The organism is Acidovorax sp. sif1233 (assembly GCF_019218755.1).
Lineage (GTDB): Bacteria > Pseudomonadota > Gammaproteobacteria > Burkholderiales > Burkholderiaceae_C > Acidovorax.
This window is the reverse complement of record NZ_JAHUWZ010000003.1, coordinates 501,383-516,421: the sequence shown is the minus strand read 5'-3', so window position 1 is coordinate 516,421 and position 15,039 is coordinate 501,383. Positions and strand designations below refer to the sequence as shown.

Genomic DNA, 15,039 nt, shown 5'->3' with positions numbered 1-15,039 from the left:
TGTAGCACGGTCGTTCGTTTTATTCCTGTCCGGGTGGCGACATTCCATCCGGCGCGGGGGCGATGCCCAGTTCGGCGCACAGCCGTTCCACGGTGGCGCGCAGGCCCGCCACCTGGGCTTCCAGCGCCTCCACCCGCGCCTGCAGTGCGGCCGGCGTGCCGCCACCGCCGCTGCCCGGGGCGGGAACGGCGGCGCTGTGGGTATCGACCGGCCCGCACAGCAGGTGCGCCCAGCGCTGCTCGCGCGCGCCGGGCGCGCGGGGCAGCAGCACCACCAGCGGGCCGCCTTTTTCGGCGCTGCGCTCCTGCAGCTCGTCGAGGAAGGCCTCCACCGAGGAGATGTCGGCGAACCGGTACCAGCGCTCGGCGTTGATGCGCAGCTCGCCCGCCGTCTGCGGCCCGCGCAGCATCAACAGGCCCAGCAGCACGGCCGACTGCTCGGGCACGCCCACGCCGCGCTGGAAGTTGTGCTCCCAGCGCGTGGTGCGGTTGCCGGTGGTCTCGAAGGCCAGCGTGAGGAGCTTGAGCGAGTCCAAGGCCTCCTGGGCGTCGGCGTCGCTCAGGTGCATCACCGGGTCGCGGCTGGTCTTCTGGTTGCAGCCCGTGAGCAGGCCGTTGAGCGACATGGGGTAGCTGTCGGGCACGGTGCGGGCTTTTTCCATCAGCGTGGCCAGCACGCGGGCCTCGTTCGGGGTCAGGGGGCGGGTTGCGGGGTCGAATGGCATGGCAGGGATAATCCGGGGTTGAGCGTCGCAGTGCAATTTATGAAGAACATCGTGATTTTGATCTCCGGCAGCGGCTCCAACATGGCAGCCATCGTGCGGACCGCGCAGCAGGAGAACTGGGAGCAGCGCCATGGCGCCCGTGTGGCCGCCGTGGTCAGCAACAAGCCGGAGGCCGCCGGCCTGGCCTTCGCGCGCGAGCAGGGCATCGCCGCCGAGGCGCTGGACCACAGGGCGTTCGCGAGCCGCGAGGCATTTGACACCGCACTGGCCGCCACCATCGACCGCCACGCCCCGGCGCTGGTGGTGCTGGCCGGGTTCATGCGCATCCTCACGCCCGGCTTCGTGGCGCACTATGCGGGGCGGCTGATCAACATCCACCCCTCTTTGCTGCCGGCTTTCACGGGGCTGCACACGCACCAGCGCGCCATCGACGCGGGCTGCAGGTTTGCGGGGGTGACGGTGCACCAGGTGACGGCGGAGCTGGACGTCGGGCCCATCCTGGACCAGGCGGTGGTGCCAGTCCTGCCGGGCGACACGGCAGACACCCTGGCTGCCCGCGTGCTCACGCAGGAACATGTGATCTACCCCCGCGCCGTGCGGGCGCTGGTGCGGGCCCTGTAGCGCACCCGCCGTTGCGCGGGGATGCGCCGTGGTGAGCGGGCTAGAGGGTGCTGACCACCTCGGCCGAGTGGCCTTGCAGCACCTCCTTGACCCTGGCCGCCTGCTCCGCGCTGGTGGGGTGGGCGACCACGGCCCAGTGGTTGTGGCGCAACGCCGAGCGCACCTTGGTGATGAGCAGGACGTGGTCGGGCCGCATCGACAGGAGCCCCCCGCCCAGCATGCCGAACGTGGTGCCAAAACCCACCAGGGCGATGAAGGCCAGCAGGGGGCTGCTCACGATCATGGGGTGGCCTGCGTTGTAGAACCATGCAAAGAGCGCCAGGCCTGCCACGGCCCCGGCGGCGCCCACCACGATGTGGGTCTGGAAGAAGGTGCGGGCAATGCCGCGCGGTTCCGGCTCGAGCGAGCGCGCGAACAGGTCGCGGCGCGATGCGCGCGCATCCTGCGGGCCCAGCAGCCGGACCTGTCCGGCCTGCAGGCCGCCGATGCGCAGCATCTGCGCCATGGAGGTCTCGGCCTGGCTTTGCTGGGCAAACAGGCCGGCGACCTTGGTGAGTGAGCGTTCTCCGAACAGCCCTTGGAGTAGATAGCCCATGGGAACCTCCTGGGATCAAGCCGGGCCCTCCGTGCCCGGCGGTGGGGGTGGGAGGAATGCTGCAGGGAGCTGGCAGCCTCCCACCGGGTGCCAGGGCATGCGGGCCCAGAGCCCACGGTAGGCCGCATCTGGCCGGGGCGCTGTAGGACGCGGCGGGCCGTCGGGGTAGGTGCCCTGCGTTCGGGGGCATGTCGCCCTGCGCGGCCAGAAACCCGTGGCGCCAGCGCAACGCGTTCCAGCTGGCCGATACCGCCTTCGCGCGTGCCGTGCCGTGGCGTGGCCGGACCGGGTTCAGCCGGGACCGGCCTCGTCGCCGCATTTCTCGAACCGGGGCCGCTCCACGCCATCGATGAGCACCTGCTCCTCGAACATGGCGGCGGGGCGCACCCACAGCCCCCGCTGGCCATAGAGCGCGCGGTACAGCGTCATGGGCTCCAGGGTCTCGCTGTGGCGCACGGTGTCGATCACCTCGTAGAGCATGCCCTTGTAGTGGCGGTACAGGCCCGGCGGGGTGCGGATGAGCGCGGGGAGGTCGTTGTCGTTCATGGTTAGGATGGCGGCTGAAAATCAACCAAGAGTGGGGGGACGCCAGTGGATCAGGCAGATTTTGTGCACATGGTGCGCATGAGCGAGCATGCCAGTGCCGACAACAGCCGAGCGTACCGCCGCAGCGTGGCCGCGTTCGCGGCGCTGGGCTATGCGTGGGTGCTCGGCTGCCTGGCCCTGGCCGTGGGCATCCTGGCGTGGGTGGTGCCGCAGCTCCTGCACGGTCGCTTTCGTTTTGCCATGGTGTGGCTGCTGCTGGGGGCTGGCGGCCTGCTGTGGGTGAGCCTGCGGGCCCTGTGGGTGCGCTTTGACGCACCCGCCGGCGTGGAGATCACGGTGCTGGAAGCGCCCGAACTGTTCGAGGCGCTCGACCGCATCCGCCGCAAGATCAAGGGCCCGCCCATCCACAAGGTCACGCTGAACGACGAGTTCAACGCGAGCATCCAGCAGTTGCCCCGCTTTGGCCTGCTGGGGGGCGCGGTCAACCATCTGAGCATCGGGCTGCCCCTGCTCATGGCACTGGATCGGCCGCGTTTCCTGGCCGTGCTGGCGCATGAATACGGGCATCTGCGCGGCGACCATGGCCGGTTTGCGGCGTGGATCTACCGCACGCGGCTGTCCTGGATGCGCCTGAACCACAGCCTGGCGGACGACGAAGGCCCGGTGGCCGCCGCCACGCAGGCCTTCATGCGGTGGTACTTTCCGCGCTTTTCCGCCAAGACCTTCGCGCTGGCGCGCCAGGACGAGTACGAGGCCGATCGCATCGCGGGCAAGCTGCTGGGCCGAGAGGTGGCGGCCGCCGCGCTGGCTGAAATCGAGATTCGTGGCGCGTGGCTGCAGGCGGAATTCTGGGGAAACCACTGGTGCGAGGCCGCGGGCAACCCGCTTCCCGTGGGCCCCTATCGCGCCATGCGCCGCTGCCTGGCGAAAGCCCCCGACCCGGCGTTCGCCAACGACGCGCTGCGCCAGGCGCTCAAGCGCCTGAGCAGCGTGGACGACACCCACCCTGGCCTGCGCGACCGCATCGAGGCGCTGGACGCAACGCCCACGCTGCCGGACTGGTCGCGCGGCAACGCGCTGGCCCTGCTGGGCACGGAGGCCAGGCGCTGGGTGGCCCACTTCGACAAGCAGTGGTGCCGCGACAACGCCACGGAGTGGAAGCAGCACCATGCGTGGCTGGGGCGCGTGCGCGCACGTGCCGAGGCCCTGGGTGCATCGACCGCCCAGAGCAGCGCCGCCGACCTGGTGGAACTGGCGCGTCTCCAGCGCCATCTGGACCCCCGTGCCGATGTGCGTGCCCTCTACGAGCTGGCGCTGGAACGCAGCCCCGAATACCCCGCCGCCCTGCGCGGGCTGGTGCCTTGCCTGCCCGACGATGACCGCGAGGGCAAGCTCCAGCTGCTGCACCGGGTGTGGGAGGCGGGCAGCAGCGACCGCTACTGGGCGGCACGCACCGCCCTGGCCGAGCTGGAGACACCCCGCCTGGGTCTGGACCATGATGCCGCCGCCTTCAAGCAGTGGCGCAAGCGGCTGGAGCGCGCCCAGGAGTCGGAGGAGCGGGCCTGGGAAGAGCTGTCGGGCACCTCGTTCTTCAGCCAGATCGTGCGGCACGACCTGAGCTCCTTCGAGCTGGCCGAGCTGCAATCGGAGCTGGCCCGTTGTGCGCCCCTCGCCCGTTGCTGGCTGGTGCGCAAGAACCTGCGCGAGCATCCGCAGCGTCGTGCGTACCTGGTGTTCCTGGAGCTGCCAGGCATGGACGACGAAAGCCGCTACCACCTGTGCCGCGCCCTGGAGCGCAATCTGAGCCTTCCGGGCCCCGCGCTGGCGCTGTGGGCGGGCGAATCTCCTTCGCTCAAGGAAATCGAGCGCCATGCGTTCGATCCGATCTATGCCCGTTGATGGCCAACTTTTTGCTCGTCCCTTTCTCGTCTGCACGGTGAGTTGCACACGGCGTACCCCTCCGGGGGGTGACGGTAAGCAGCTCAGGGGGTGGACAATACGGGGATGCATCCCAAAGTTCTTCTCGACGCCTGCGCCGAACTGGTCAGGCTCACCCTCACGTTTGAACACCCCGCCGACGCGGTGGTGTCACGGTTCTTCCGCGACAACCGGGGCCTGGGGCCCCGCGAGCGGGCCACGCTGGCCGAAACGGTCTACACCGTGCTGCGCAAGAAGCTGCTGTTCGACCACATGGCGCCTTCCGGCTCGGGCCCCAAGGAACGCCGCCTGGCCATCCTGGGTTTCTACGGCCCGCGCGATTTCCTCAAGAGCGCACTGACCGACCAGGAGAAGAACTGGCTCGACCAGTGCGACGCCGTCACGGTCGATGACCTGATGGAGCGCCACCGCCACAACCTGCCCGAATGGCTCGTCAAGCCCTTGAAGGACCAGCTGGGCGAAGGCTTCTGGCCGCTGGTGGAAAGCCTGGCCCAGAGCGCGCCGCTGGATTTGCGCGTCAACGCGCTCAAGGACAAGCGCGCCGATGTGCAAAAGGAGCTCGCCAAGGCCGGCATCAAGGCCAGCCCCACGCCGTATTCGCCCTGGGGCCTGCGCATTGACGACAAGCCTGCGCTGACCAAGCTCGATGCGTTCACGCGCGGCGCCATCGAGGTGCAGGACGAAGGCTCGCAGCTGCTGGCCCTGCTGCTTGACGCCAAGCGCGGCGAGATGGTGGTGGATTTCTGTGCCGGGGCGGGCGGCAAGACGCTGGCCATCGGCGCGGGCATGCGCAGCACGGGGCGCCTCTATGCGTTCGACGTGTCGGCGCATCGCCTGGATGCGCTGAAGCCGCGCCTGGCCCGCAGCGGCCTGTCGAACGTGCACCCCGCCGCCATCGCCCATGAGCGCGATGACCGGGTCAAGCGGCTGGCGGGCAAGATCGACCGCGTGCTGGTGGACGCCCCCTGTTCGGGCCTGGGTACCTTGCGCCGCAATCCTGACCTCAAATGGCGCCAGTCGCCCAAGGCCGTCGAGGAGCTGGTGGCCAAGCAGACCGCCATCCTGGACAGCGCGGCGCGCCTGCTCAAACCCGGCGGCCGCCTCGTGTATGCCACCTGCAGCATCCTGCCGCAGGAAAACGAGGCCATCGCGGACGCGTTCAGCGCCTCGCACCCTGATTTCGAACTGCTAGACGCCGGCGAACTGCTGGAGCAGCTCAAGGTCGAGGGGGCCAAGGGCCTGTGCAGTGGCGGCGAGACAGGCAGTGGCTTTCTGCGCCTGTGGCCCCACCTGCACCAGACGGACGGCTTTTTCGCCGCCATCTGGTCCAAAAAGAGCTGAGTTACCGCTCTAAAGTTTCTAAATACGCGTAAATACTGTGGATACCCCTGAACTCTGCACGGGGTACTCCCTCTAAAATCAGGTACCCGCTCCGCTGGCGAGCGGGTTCTCTGTAGTAAGGCTTCCCGAATATGCTGTTACCCGATTGGGCTGTGCTGAACGCCGCCATTGACTGGCTCGGCCATGGTTTGTGGAACCTGGCCTGGTGGCAGATCATCCTGTACACCCTGGCGACGACCCACATCACCATCGCGGCGGTCACGATTTTCCTGCACCGCGCCCAGGCGCACCGCGCGTTGGATTTGCATGCCATCCCCTCGCACTTCTTCCGCTTCTGGCTGTGGATCGGCACGGGCATGGTCACCAAGGAATGGGTGGCGATCCACCGCAAGCACCACGCCAAGTGCGAAACGGTGGACGACCCGCACAGTCCCCAGACACGGGGCCTCGATACCGTGATGTGGCGTGGTGCCGAGCTGTACCGCGCCGAGTCGAAGAACATGGAGACCATGAAGAAGTTCGGCCACGGCACGCCGGATGACTGGATGGAGCGCAACGTCTATACCCGCTACGGCTGGCAGGGCGTGGGCCTCATGCTGATCCTGAACCTCGCCCTGTTCGGTGCCCTGGGCGCTGCCGTGTGGGCGGTTCAGATGCTCTGGATTCCCTTCTGGGCGGCGGGCGTGGTCAATGGCGTGGGCCACTACTGGGGCTACCGCAACTTCGAGGCGCAGGATGCCAGCACCAACCTGGCGCCCTGGGGGATCATCATTGGCGGCGAGGAACTGCACAACAACCACCATACCTACCCCACCTCGGCCAAGTTCTCGGTCAAGCCCTATGAGTTCGATATCGGCTGGGTCTACATCAGTTTGATGAAGAAGATCGGCTGGGCCACCGTCAAGAAGGTTCCACCCAAGCTGCAGTTGGGCGATGTGAAGCCCGTGGCGGACGAAAAGACGCTGGAGGCCCTCATCGCCAACCGCTACGAGGTGATGGCCGGTTATGCGCGCGGTGTGCGCCAGGCCTGCAAGGAGGAGATTGCCGCATTGCAGGCGCGCCAGGCCGATGCGTCGGTGCTCAAGGCCGCCAAGCGCTGGCTTCACCGCGATGCGGAGAAGGTGCCTGCCGTGGCCCTGCCGCAACTGGCCCAGGCGCGCGCCGCGCACCCGGCCCTCGACAAGATGGTGACCATGCGGGAAGAATTGCGCCAGCTGTGGCTCAATACCTCGCACTCCCGCGAGCAGTTGACGGCCGATCTGCAGGCATGGTGCCGCCGCGCCGAGGAAAGCGGCATTGCGGCGCTGCGCGAGTTCTCGCTGCGGTTGCGTGCGGCCCAGGCCTAGAGACAGCCGGCCGCCTGCCGCGGCGCCCGGATGCGAAGGAAAAAGGCCTTGCCGTCCGGCAAGGCCTTTGTCTTTTCTGCCGCCTTGCCGCTTCACCGTGCGGCGTGCAAGGCGCCGCCAAGTGTCCCCTCCTTGCGGGCCTTCCCGCCCGCCGAGAAAGCCCTGAGCAGGCGTCTCCAGGCTTTCTGGCCCAGTCCGGACACGGGTGTGCCTTCCACGATCCTGACTTCCGCCGGGCCCTGCGTGGCGCTGCCAAGCTGCACCCAGGTGGCCTGGCGGTGCTCCACCACCCACGGCAGGTGGTCGCCCGCCTTCAACCGCGCCAATGGTGGCGAGTGCAGCGCGTGCCCGAGAGAGCGGGGCGCAAGGCGGATGGCCACGTCCCCCCGGGTCGCGTGCACCCGGCTGCCGGGTGCGAGGCAGGCCCAAAGGCTCTGGCCGGGCGCGATATGCAGGGTGAGGAAAGGGGTGGGGATGGCGGTGGGCTGGGGGCGCGGTTTCATGGTGCGGGTCCTCCGGGGACAAAAGGCTGTAGCGAGGGCTTGAGCGTAGGAAATGCCGCCCCGCCGCAACAGGTACACGCTCCCCCGTGAGGAGGTAGAACAGCAGCGATAGCGGGCATGCTGTTATGGTTGCTTCTGCCCTTTCCTGTATCTGTACCCGTGGATGGCGTTCAGGCACCATCCACAGACCGGCTGCGGCGCCCATCCCATGGCGCAGCGGCATCCTTCGTTCTCCAGCCATGCCACGCTCCTCCGACACCCGGGAACCTCCCCTCTACCGCCAACTGGCGGCCTTGTACGAGCAGGCGATCGCCGCGGGCAGCCTTAAGCCCGGCATGCGCATGCCGTCCGTGCGCGAACTGTGCCAGCGCCATCAGGTGAGCCTGACCACGGCGCTGCAGGTGCTGCGCCACCTCGAATCCCAGGGGTGCGTGGAGGCGCGCGAGCGCGTGGGCTACTTCGTGCGCGAACTGGGCGGCGTGGCGCTCCCGGAGGCGCGCGAACCCGAGGTGCATGAACCGCTGGCCAGCGACCCCCAAGCCTTTGCGGGTATCAATGAGCGCATTTCGGTTTTTCTGGACAAGGCCCGCCGTGCAGGCCCTCTGCCGCTGGACCTGGGCAGCGCGATGCCGGCGCCCAGCCTGTTCGATGCGAAGGCGCTCAACCGGCTTGCCCATGGCCTGCTGCGGGAGCAGCCGGACATCCTGGTGTATGGCCCTTCGGCACCCACGACGCATCCCGAGTTCCAGCAGGCCATGGCGCGGCATGCGCTCACCTTTGGCGTGTGCGTGGCCCCGGCGGACATCGGCGCCACCCACGGAAACTCCGAGGCGGTCAACCTGGCCCTGGATGCGGTGGCCGAGCCGGGCGATGTGATTGCCGTCGAATCGCCCACCTTCTTCGGCATCCTCCAGGCCATCGAGGTGCGCGGGCTGCGCGCGCTGGAGATTCCCTGCAGCCCCCACACCGGCATATCGCTGGAGGCGCTGGAACTGGCCGCGCGCAACGAGCCGCGGCTCAAGGGCGTGGTGGTGGTTCCTCATCTGCAGATGCCGCAGGGCAGCGTGATGCCCGACGCGCAAAAGGAGCGCCTGGTGGCGCTGTGCGTGGAGCATGGCCTGGCCCTCATCGAGGATGATATCTACCGCGAATTCGTGGAGTCGCCGCATGTGCTGCGCCCCGCCAAGGCCTGGGACCGGCCGGGCGATGCGGGGCAGGTGATCTATTGCGCCTCGCTCAGCAAGAGCTTCGCCCCCGGCCTGCGCCAGGGATGGATGAGCGCGGGGCGCTGGCAGGCCCGGGTGCAGATGCTCAAGTTCGCCCGCACGCGCAACATGCAGACGTGGTCGCAGCTGCTGGCAGCGCGCAGCGTGGATTCCCCGGCCTATGAACGCCACATGCGCCGCATGCGTGTGCAGCTGCGCCTGCAGCGGGAGCAGTCCGCGCGGGCCGTGGCCCGCTACTTTCCGACCGGCACGCGGCTGAGCCTGCCTCCGGGAGGGTTGAGCCTGTGGCTGGAGCTGCCGGCCGGCATTTCGTCCACGCTGCTGTACGACCAGGCGCTGCAAAACGGCATCCGCATCGCCCCCGGGCCCATGTTCACCAACACGGGGCGCTATGAACATTTCCTGCGCCTGAGCTGCGGCATGCCCTTCACCGCGCAGGTGGAGGAGGGCTACCGCACGCTGGGTGCCTTGATGGCGGACCAGCTGGCCGTGCGGGCGCCCGCCCCGCGCAAGGTTGCCTAGGGGGCCGCCAGCGCTGCCCTGCGCACGGCTCTGGGCAGGTGCAGGCGGAAACAGGCATAAAAAAACCGCCCTGGGTCCGGGCGGTTCTTTGGGGAGAAAACGAGGCTGAACGATTACTTCAGCTTCATTTCCTTGTATTCCACATGCTTGCGAGCTTTTGGATCAAATTTCATGATCAGCATTTTCTCGGGCATGGTCTTCTTGTTCTTGGTCGTGGTGTAGAAGTGGCCGGTACCCGCAGTGGATTCCAGCTTGATCTTGTCGCGTCCGCCTTTGCTTGCCATGGTGCTTCTCCTTAAGCCTGACCACGTGCGCGCAGGTCTGCGAGCACCGAGTCGATACCGTTCTTGTCGATCAAACGCAGGGCAGCGCTCGAAACACGCAGGCGAACCCAGCGGTTTTCGGTCTCGACCCAGAAACGGCGGTATTGCAGGTTCGGCAGGAACCGGCGCTTGGTTTTGTTGTTGGCGTGGGAAACATTGTTTCCGACCATGGGCTTCTTGCCCGTTACGTCGCAGACGCGTGCCATGAGGACACTCCGATACTTTTAACGGCCGTTCGCTGGGCCCTGGGGTTGTTTCCCCAGGTTGGCTTGCGGCCTCACCTCGCCAGAATAAAGGGTGGCGGTAACCCGATTTGCCTGTTTCGAAAGGACCGCAAAAACGGGCCGAATTCAGCAAAGCCGCAGATTATAGCCTGATGCCCAGTTTTTGATCAACTCTCCTGTTCCAGGAAGCGCTGGGCGTCCAGCGCGGCCATGCAGCCCGTGCCGGCGCTGGTGATGGCCTGGCGGTACACGTGGTCCTGCACGTCGCCCGCGGCGAAGACGCCCGGCACGCTGGTCTGGGTGGCAAAACCCTTGAGGCCGCCCTGGGTGATGATGTAGCCGTTTTCCATCTCCAGCTGGCCCTGGAAGATCTCGGTGTTGGGCGCATGCCCGATGGCGATGAAGCAGCCTTGCAGCTGGATGTCTTGCGTGCTGCCGTCCTTGGTGCTCTTGATGCGGATGCCGGTCACGCCGGTGTTGTCGCCCAGCACTTCGTCGAGCGTGTGGAACAGCTTGAGCTCGATCTTGCCCGCCGCGACCTTCTCGTTGAGCTTGTCCACCAGGATGGGCTCTGCCTTGAACTTGTCCCGGCGGTGCACCAGGGTGACCTTGCGGGCGATGTTCGACAGGTACAGCGCTTCTTCCACCGCCGTATTGCCGCCGCCGACCACGCAGACGTCCTGCTCGCGGTAGAAGAAACCGTCGCAGGTGGCGCAGCCGGACACGCCCTTGCCCATGAAGGCCTCTTCCGAAGGCAGGCCCAGGTACTTGGCGGAGGCGCCCGTGGCCAGGATCAGCGCGTCGCAGGTGTAGGTGCCGCTGTCGCCGGTGAGCGTGAAGGGGCGCTGGCTGAAATCGACCTTGTTGATATGGTCGAAGATCACCTGGGTCTTGAAGCGCTCGGCGTGCTCCAGGAAGCGCTGCATCAGCTCGGGGCCTTGCACGCCGTGCACGTCGGCGGGCCAGTTGTCCACCTCGGTCGTGGTCATCAGCTGGCCGCCCTGGGCCATGCCGGTGATGAGCACCGGATTCAGGTTGGCCCGTGCGGCATAGACGGCCGCCGTGTAGCCCGCGGGGCCGGAGCCAAGAATCAGAACTTTCGCGTGTTGGGTGGTGGACATGGTAAAAGCCTGTGTTTTGCGCCCGCTACATGGGGCGCTGTTGGGAAAGCTGGGGCTGAGCCGCCGAGTATCAACCGGCGGCCGTGGGTGCAAGCGGCCCCTTTTTCAATCACGGCGATTGTAAGAACCCATTGATGACCCGTTGCGACTCCGGTTGGGTCGCGCACCTGAGAGGAGAAGTTTTCATGTCGACGATGTTGTCCAACCTGGACCTGCTGCGCCGGGTTCCGCTGTTCTCGCTGCTGACGGTGACGCAGGCCGAGGTGATCAGTGGCGCGGTGATCAAGCGCCGCTTCAAGCGGGGCGAGGCGCTGGTGGAGCAGGGGCAGAAGTCCAATGCGCTGTTCATCCTGCTCACGGGACGCGCCCGGGTGATGACCTCCGACAGCCGGGGGCGCGAGGTCATCCTGGCCACGCTCTCGCAGGGCGACTACCTGGGCGAGATGAGCATCATCGACAACGAACCCCATTCGGCCACGGTGCGTGCCGAGGTGCAGACCGACGTGCTCATGCTCGGCCGCGCCGAGTTCGCCCGCTGCCTGACCGAGAACGCCTCGATGTCGCTGGTCGTGATGCGCGGCCTGGTCAAGCGCCTGCGCCATGCCGACCGCAAGATCGAGTCGCTGGCTCTGCTGGACGTGTACGGCCGGGTGGCCCATGCACTGCTGGACTTCGCGCTGCCGGATGCCCAGGGCCAGCTCGTGATCAAGGACAAGATCTCGCGCCAGGACCTGGCCAAGATGGTGGGCGCCTCGCGCGAGATGGTCAGCCGCGTGATGAAGGACCTGGAAGAGCGTGGCTTCGTCGAGGTCCTGCCCAGCGGCGCCACCCTGCTCAAGGAGCGGCTGAACGCCCTGGGTTGACGGCGCCGCGGTGTGGCTGCCTTTCGGCACACACCCCCTGCGGTGCTTGGGGTAAGCTCGCCCGGCACGCATATGACCTATTCCCTCAATACCCTGAATGCATCGGCGGCGGCCAAGTCGCCGCCCCGCACGGGCGCTGCCCGTTTTGGCCATGAAATCGGCCTCATGGTGGGGCTGCTGGCCCTGGTTTTCTGGCTTCTGGCCCTGTTCAGCTATTCGGCGCAGGATGCCGCCTGGTCCACCTCGGGCGTCCGGGGCGGGCGCATGGTCGCCAACTGGGCGGGCCGGTTCGGCGCGTGGCTGGCCGATGGCAGCTACTTCGCGCTGGGGTTTTCGGTGTGGTGGTGCGTGGCGGCCGGCGTGCGCGCCTGGCTTTCGTCGCTGGCGCGCTGGATGCGCGGCGGAGAGTCCGTTGCGGGGGCCGCGGGCCCGATGCGGCGGCGGGCACTTTTCTGGGCCGGCCTGGTGGTGCTGATGTGCTCCAGCACCGCGCTGGAATGGTCGCGCCTGTACCGGTTTGAATCCTTCCTGCCCGGGCATGCCGGTGGCGTGCTGGGCTACATCATGGGCCCCGCCAGCGTGAAGTGGCTGGGCTTCACGGGCTCGGGCCTGCTGGCCATCGTGCTGGCGGTGCTGGGCGCGGCGCTGGTGTTCCGCTTCTCGTGGGGCCACGTCGCGGAGTTCGTGGGCGGCCGCATCGACGCGCTGGTGCAGTCGCGCCTGGCCCAGCGCGAGGTGGCCAAGGACGTGGCCGTAGGCCGCAAGGCCGCGCGCGAGCGCGAGGTGGTGGTGCTGGAGGAGCGCACCGAGAGCGAGGTGCACCATCCCGAGCCCATCCAGATCATCGAACCCGTGCTGGTGGAGGTGCCGCAGAGCACCCGCGTGGTGAAGGAGCGCCAGAAGCCCCTGTTCACCGAGATGCCCGACAGCAAGCTGCCGCTGGTGGACCTGCTCGACGGCCCGCTGCAGCGCCAGGAGACGGTGGCGCCCGAGACGCTGGAGATGACCAGCCGCCTCATCGAGAAGAAGCTCAAGGATTTCGGCGTGGAGGTGCGCGTGGTCGCGGCCATGCCCGGTCCGGTGATCACGCGCTACGAGATCGAGCCCGCCACGGGCGTGAAGGGCTCGCAGATCGTGGGCCTGGCCAAGGACCTGGCGCGTTCGCTCAGCCTGGTGTCCATCCGCGTGGTGGAGACCATCCCGGGCAAGAACTACATGGCGCTGGAGCTGCCCAACGCCAAGCGCCAGTCCATCCGCCTGTCCGAGATCCTCGGCTCGCAGGTCTACCACGAGGCCAAGAGCATGCTCACCATGGGCCTGGGCAAGGACATCGTGGGCAACCCGGTGGTGGCAGACCTCGCCAAGATGCCGCACGTGCTGGTGGCCGGCACCACGGGCTCGGGCAAGTCGGTGGGGATCAACGCCATGATCCTCTCGCTGCTGTACAAGGCCGAGGCGCGCGATGTGCGCCTGTTGATGATCGACCCCAAGATGCTGGAAATGTCGGTCTACGAGGGCATTCCGCACCTGCTGGCGCCCGTGGTGACCGACATGAAGCAGGCGGCGCACGGCCTGAACTGGTGCGTGGCCGAGATGGAGCGGCGCTACAAGCTCATGTCCAAACTGGGCGTGCGCAACCTGGCGGGCTACAACGTCAAGATCGACGAAGCCAAGGCGCGCGAGGAGTTCATCTACAACCCCTTCAGCCTGACGCCCGAAGAGCCCGAGCCCCTGCAGCGCCTGCCGCACATCGTGGTCATCATCGACGAGCTGGCCGACCTGATGATGGTGGTGGGCAAGAAGATCGAGGAGCTGATCGCCCGCCTGGCGCAGAAGGCGCGGGCGGCCGGCATCCATCTGATTTTGGCCACGCAGCGGCCCAGCGTGGATGTGATCACCGGCCTGATCAAGGCCAATATCCCGACCCGCATCGCGTTCTCGGTGGGCTCCAAGATCGACAGCCGCACCATCCTGGACCAGATGGGCGCAGAAGCCCTGCTGGGCATGGGCGACATGCTCTACATGGCGAGCGGCACCGGCCTGCCGATCCGGGTGCATGGCGCCTTCGTGTCGGACGAGGAAGTACACCGTGTCGTCAGCTACCTCAAGGAACAAGGGGAGCCGGACTACATAGATGGCGTGCTCGAAGGCGGAACTGTGGATGGCGAGGGGGATCTGTCAGGGGAGGGCGGCGGCGACGGGGGTGAGAAGGACCCCATGTACGACCAGGCCGTCGAAGTGGTGCTCAAGGACCGCAAGGCGAGCATCTCGTACGTGCAGCGCAAGCTGCGCATTGGCTACAACCGCTCTGCGCGTTTGCTGGAAGACATGGAAAAGGCGGGCCTCGTCAGTGGCCTGACCACCAGCGGCCAGCGCGAGGTTTTGGTGCCGGCGCGCAGCGAGTGATCCGGGCGGGGCGCCAAGCCCGGCCCATGCCCCTTACAGGAGTTTTTGTTGAAAAAGATCGCCACTGCAATTTTGATAGCTGCCAGCGCAACACTGGCAAGCGCTGATGGCCTGAAAAGCCTTGAGTCCTTCATGAAGGGCACGCAGACCGGCCGGGCGGATTTCAGCCAGACGGTGACCTCGCCGCCCAAGGACGGGCAGACCGCGCGCACCAAGAATTCCAGCGGCAGCTTCGAGTTCCAGCGCCCCGGGCGCTTCAAGTTCGTCTACAAGAAACCTTTCGAGCAGACCATCGTGGCCGACGGCCAGACCCTGTGGCTCTACGACGTGGACCTGAACCAGGTCACCCAGCGCGCACAGGCGCAGGCCCTGGGCACCACCCCGGCGGCGCTGCTGGCCTCGGCGCCCGATCTGTCGGCGCTGAAGGCCGAATTCACGCTGGAGTCCGCGCCGGATCAGGATGGCCTGCAGTGGGTGCTCGCCAGCCCCAAGGCCAAGGACGGCCAGCTCAGGAGCGTGCGCGTGGGCTTTGCCGGCGAGCAGCTCGCGGCGCTGGACATCCTGGACAGTTTCGGCCAGCGCTCGCTGATCCGTTTTACCGGCATGCAGGCCAATGCCGCGCTGCCCGCCGGCACGTTCCAGTTCAAGCCCCCGGCCGGGGCGGACGTGGTCAAGCAGTAACGTTCTGCGGCGGCCGGTTGCCGGTGCCTGGATTGCCGACCTGCTATTGAATAGATAGC

15 protein-coding genes are annotated in these 15,039 nt (G+C 67.2%); 8 read left to right on the top strand and 7 right to left on the bottom strand.

All coding sequences use genetic code 11. The annotated features are described in order from the left end of the window. Positions 1-19: 19 nt before the first annotated feature. Positions 20-724 (bottom strand): YceH family protein, encoded by a 705-nt coding sequence (locus KW843_RS14055; RefSeq protein ID WP_218295739.1) that lies wholly within the window; start codon positions 722-724, stop codon positions 20-22. Positions 725-763: 39 nt separating this feature from the next. Between KW843_RS14055 and purN the strand changes: the two genes are divergently transcribed. Beyond that, the gene (gene purN, locus KW843_RS14050; protein WP_218295738.1) at positions 764-1,345 is read left to right on the top strand and encodes a phosphoribosylglycinamide formyltransferase; all 582 of its coding nucleotides are present in this window, start codon (positions 764-766) and stop codon (positions 1,343-1,345) included. Positions 1,346-1,385: 40 nt separating this feature from the next. Here purN and KW843_RS14045 read toward each other — a convergent pair whose 3' ends face one another. Next, positions 1,386-1,940, bottom strand: a complete 555-nt coding sequence (locus KW843_RS14045; protein ID WP_218295737.1) for a hypothetical protein — start codon at positions 1,938-1,940, stop codon at positions 1,386-1,388. A 291-nt stretch (positions 1,941-2,231) separates the two neighbouring features. After that, complete coding sequence (locus tag KW843_RS14040) at positions 2,232-2,486, bottom strand: DUF1653 domain-containing protein (RefSeq protein ID WP_218295736.1); 255 nt, start codon at positions 2,484-2,486, stop codon at positions 2,232-2,234. A gap of 45 nt (positions 2,487-2,531) precedes the next feature. Here KW843_RS14040 and KW843_RS14035 point away from each other — a divergent pair, with 45 nt between their 5' ends. The 3 genes from KW843_RS14035 to KW843_RS14025 all read left to right on the top strand — a co-directional run bounded on the left by KW843_RS14035 (position 2,532) and on the right by KW843_RS14025 (position 7,111). Continuing rightward, entirely contained in the window at positions 2,532-4,385 is a 1,854-nt protein-coding gene (locus KW843_RS14035; RefSeq protein WP_218295735.1) for a M48 family metallopeptidase, read from the top strand. Between the two features lie 105 nt (positions 4,386-4,490). Further along, the gene (locus tag KW843_RS14030) at positions 4,491-5,765 is read left to right on the top strand and encodes an RsmB/NOP family class I SAM-dependent RNA methyltransferase (RefSeq protein ID WP_218295734.1); all 1,275 of its coding nucleotides are present in this window, start codon (positions 4,491-4,493) and stop codon (positions 5,763-5,765) included. Positions 5,766-5,896: 131 nt separating this feature from the next. Beyond that, the gene (locus KW843_RS14025; RefSeq protein WP_218295733.1) at positions 5,897-7,111 is read left to right on the top strand and encodes a fatty acid desaturase; all 1,215 of its coding nucleotides are present in this window, start codon (positions 5,897-5,899) and stop codon (positions 7,109-7,111) included. Positions 7,112-7,203: 92 nt separating this feature from the next. Here KW843_RS14025 and KW843_RS14020 read toward each other — a convergent pair whose 3' ends face one another. Then, positions 7,204-7,614 carry a hypothetical protein gene (locus KW843_RS14020; protein ID WP_218295732.1) on the bottom strand — a complete coding sequence of 137 codons (411 nt, stop codon included), beginning with the start codon at positions 7,612-7,614 and terminating at the stop codon, positions 7,204-7,206. A gap of 239 nt (positions 7,615-7,853) precedes the next feature. Between KW843_RS14020 and KW843_RS14015 the strand changes: the two genes are divergently transcribed. Next, on the top strand, positions 7,854-9,362 hold the full coding sequence (locus KW843_RS14015) for a PLP-dependent aminotransferase family protein (RefSeq protein WP_218295731.1): 1,509 nt from the start codon (positions 7,854-7,856) through the stop codon (positions 9,360-9,362). A 113-nt stretch (positions 9,363-9,475) separates the two neighbouring features. Here the strand turns inward: KW843_RS14015 and rpmG are convergent, their stop codons facing one another. From rpmG to trxB, 3 genes are all read right to left on the bottom strand, one after another. Further along, a complete protein-coding gene (gene rpmG, locus KW843_RS14010) occupies positions 9,476-9,646 on the bottom strand; it encodes a 50S ribosomal protein L33 (protein ID WP_008904999.1) in 171 nt (56 codons plus the stop codon). Between the two features lie 11 nt (positions 9,647-9,657). Beyond that, entirely contained in the window at positions 9,658-9,891 is a 234-nt protein-coding gene (rpmB, locus tag KW843_RS14005; protein ID WP_007859763.1) for a 50S ribosomal protein L28, read from the bottom strand. 185 nt (positions 9,892-10,076) lie between these two features. After that, entirely contained in the window at positions 10,077-11,030 is a 954-nt protein-coding gene (trxB, locus tag KW843_RS14000) for a thioredoxin-disulfide reductase (protein ID WP_218295730.1), read from the bottom strand. A 185-nt stretch (positions 11,031-11,215) separates the two neighbouring features. Here trxB and KW843_RS13995 point away from each other — a divergent pair, with 185 nt between their 5' ends. The 3 genes from KW843_RS13995 to lolA all read left to right on the top strand — a co-directional run bounded on the left by KW843_RS13995 (position 11,216) and on the right by lolA (position 14,980). After that, on the top strand, positions 11,216-11,893 hold the full coding sequence (locus KW843_RS13995; protein ID WP_218295729.1) for a Crp/Fnr family transcriptional regulator: 678 nt from the start codon (positions 11,216-11,218) through the stop codon (positions 11,891-11,893). Positions 11,894-11,965: 72 nt separating this feature from the next. Further along, positions 11,966-14,299: a DNA translocase FtsK gene (locus tag KW843_RS13990; RefSeq protein WP_218295728.1), complete on the top strand. Its 2,334-nt coding sequence runs from the start codon at positions 11,966-11,968 to the stop codon at positions 14,297-14,299. 48 nt (positions 14,300-14,347) lie between these two features. Further along, positions 14,348-14,980, top strand: coding sequence for an outer membrane lipoprotein chaperone LolA (gene lolA / locus KW843_RS13985; protein ID WP_218295727.1), 633 nt, complete (start codon positions 14,348-14,350; stop codon positions 14,978-14,980). The last annotated feature ends 59 nt before the right edge of the window (positions 14,981-15,039 follow it).

Bases quoted from the DNA above. Each gene is read 5' to 3' on its own strand.
- KW843_RS14045 (WP_218295737.1), bottom strand. From the start codon at position 1,940: ATGGGCTATCTACTCCAAGGGCTGTTCGGAGAACGCTCACTCACCAAG.
- KW843_RS14040 (WP_218295736.1), bottom strand. From the start codon at position 2,486: ATGAACGACAACGACCTCCCCGCGCTCATCCGCACCCCGCCGGGCCTG.
- KW843_RS13990 (WP_218295728.1), top strand. From the start codon at position 11,966: ATGACCTATTCCCTCAATACCCTGAATGCATCGGCGGCGGCCAAGTCG.
- purN (WP_218295738.1), top strand. From the start codon at position 764: ATGAAGAACATCGTGATTTTGATCTCCGGCAGCGGCTCCAACATGGCA.
- KW843_RS13995 (WP_218295729.1), top strand. From the start codon at position 11,216: ATGTCGACGATGTTGTCCAACCTGGACCTGCTGCGCCGGGTTCCGCTG.
- trxB (WP_218295730.1), bottom strand. From the start codon at position 11,030: ATGTCCACCACCCAACACGCGAAAGTTCTGATTCTTGGCTCCGGCCCC.
- KW843_RS14030 (WP_218295734.1), top strand. From the start codon at position 4,491: ATGCATCCCAAAGTTCTTCTCGACGCCTGCGCCGAACTGGTCAGGCTC.
- KW843_RS14015 (WP_218295731.1), top strand. From the start codon at position 7,854: ATGCCACGCTCCTCCGACACCCGGGAACCTCCCCTCTACCGCCAACTG.
- rpmG (WP_008904999.1), bottom strand. From the start codon at position 9,646: ATGGCAAGCAAAGGCGGACGCGACAAGATCAAGCTGGAATCCACTGCG.
- KW843_RS14025 (WP_218295733.1), top strand. From the start codon at position 5,897: ATGCTGTTACCCGATTGGGCTGTGCTGAACGCCGCCATTGACTGGCTC.
- KW843_RS14020 (WP_218295732.1), bottom strand. From the start codon at position 7,614: ATGAAACCGCGCCCCCAGCCCACCGCCATCCCCACCCCTTTCCTCACC.
- KW843_RS14055 (WP_218295739.1), bottom strand. From the start codon at position 724: ATGCCATTCGACCCCGCAACCCGCCCCCTGACCCCGAACGAGGCCCGC.
- rpmB (WP_007859763.1), bottom strand. From the start codon at position 9,891: ATGGCACGCGTCTGCGACGTAACGGGCAAGAAGCCCATGGTCGGAAAC.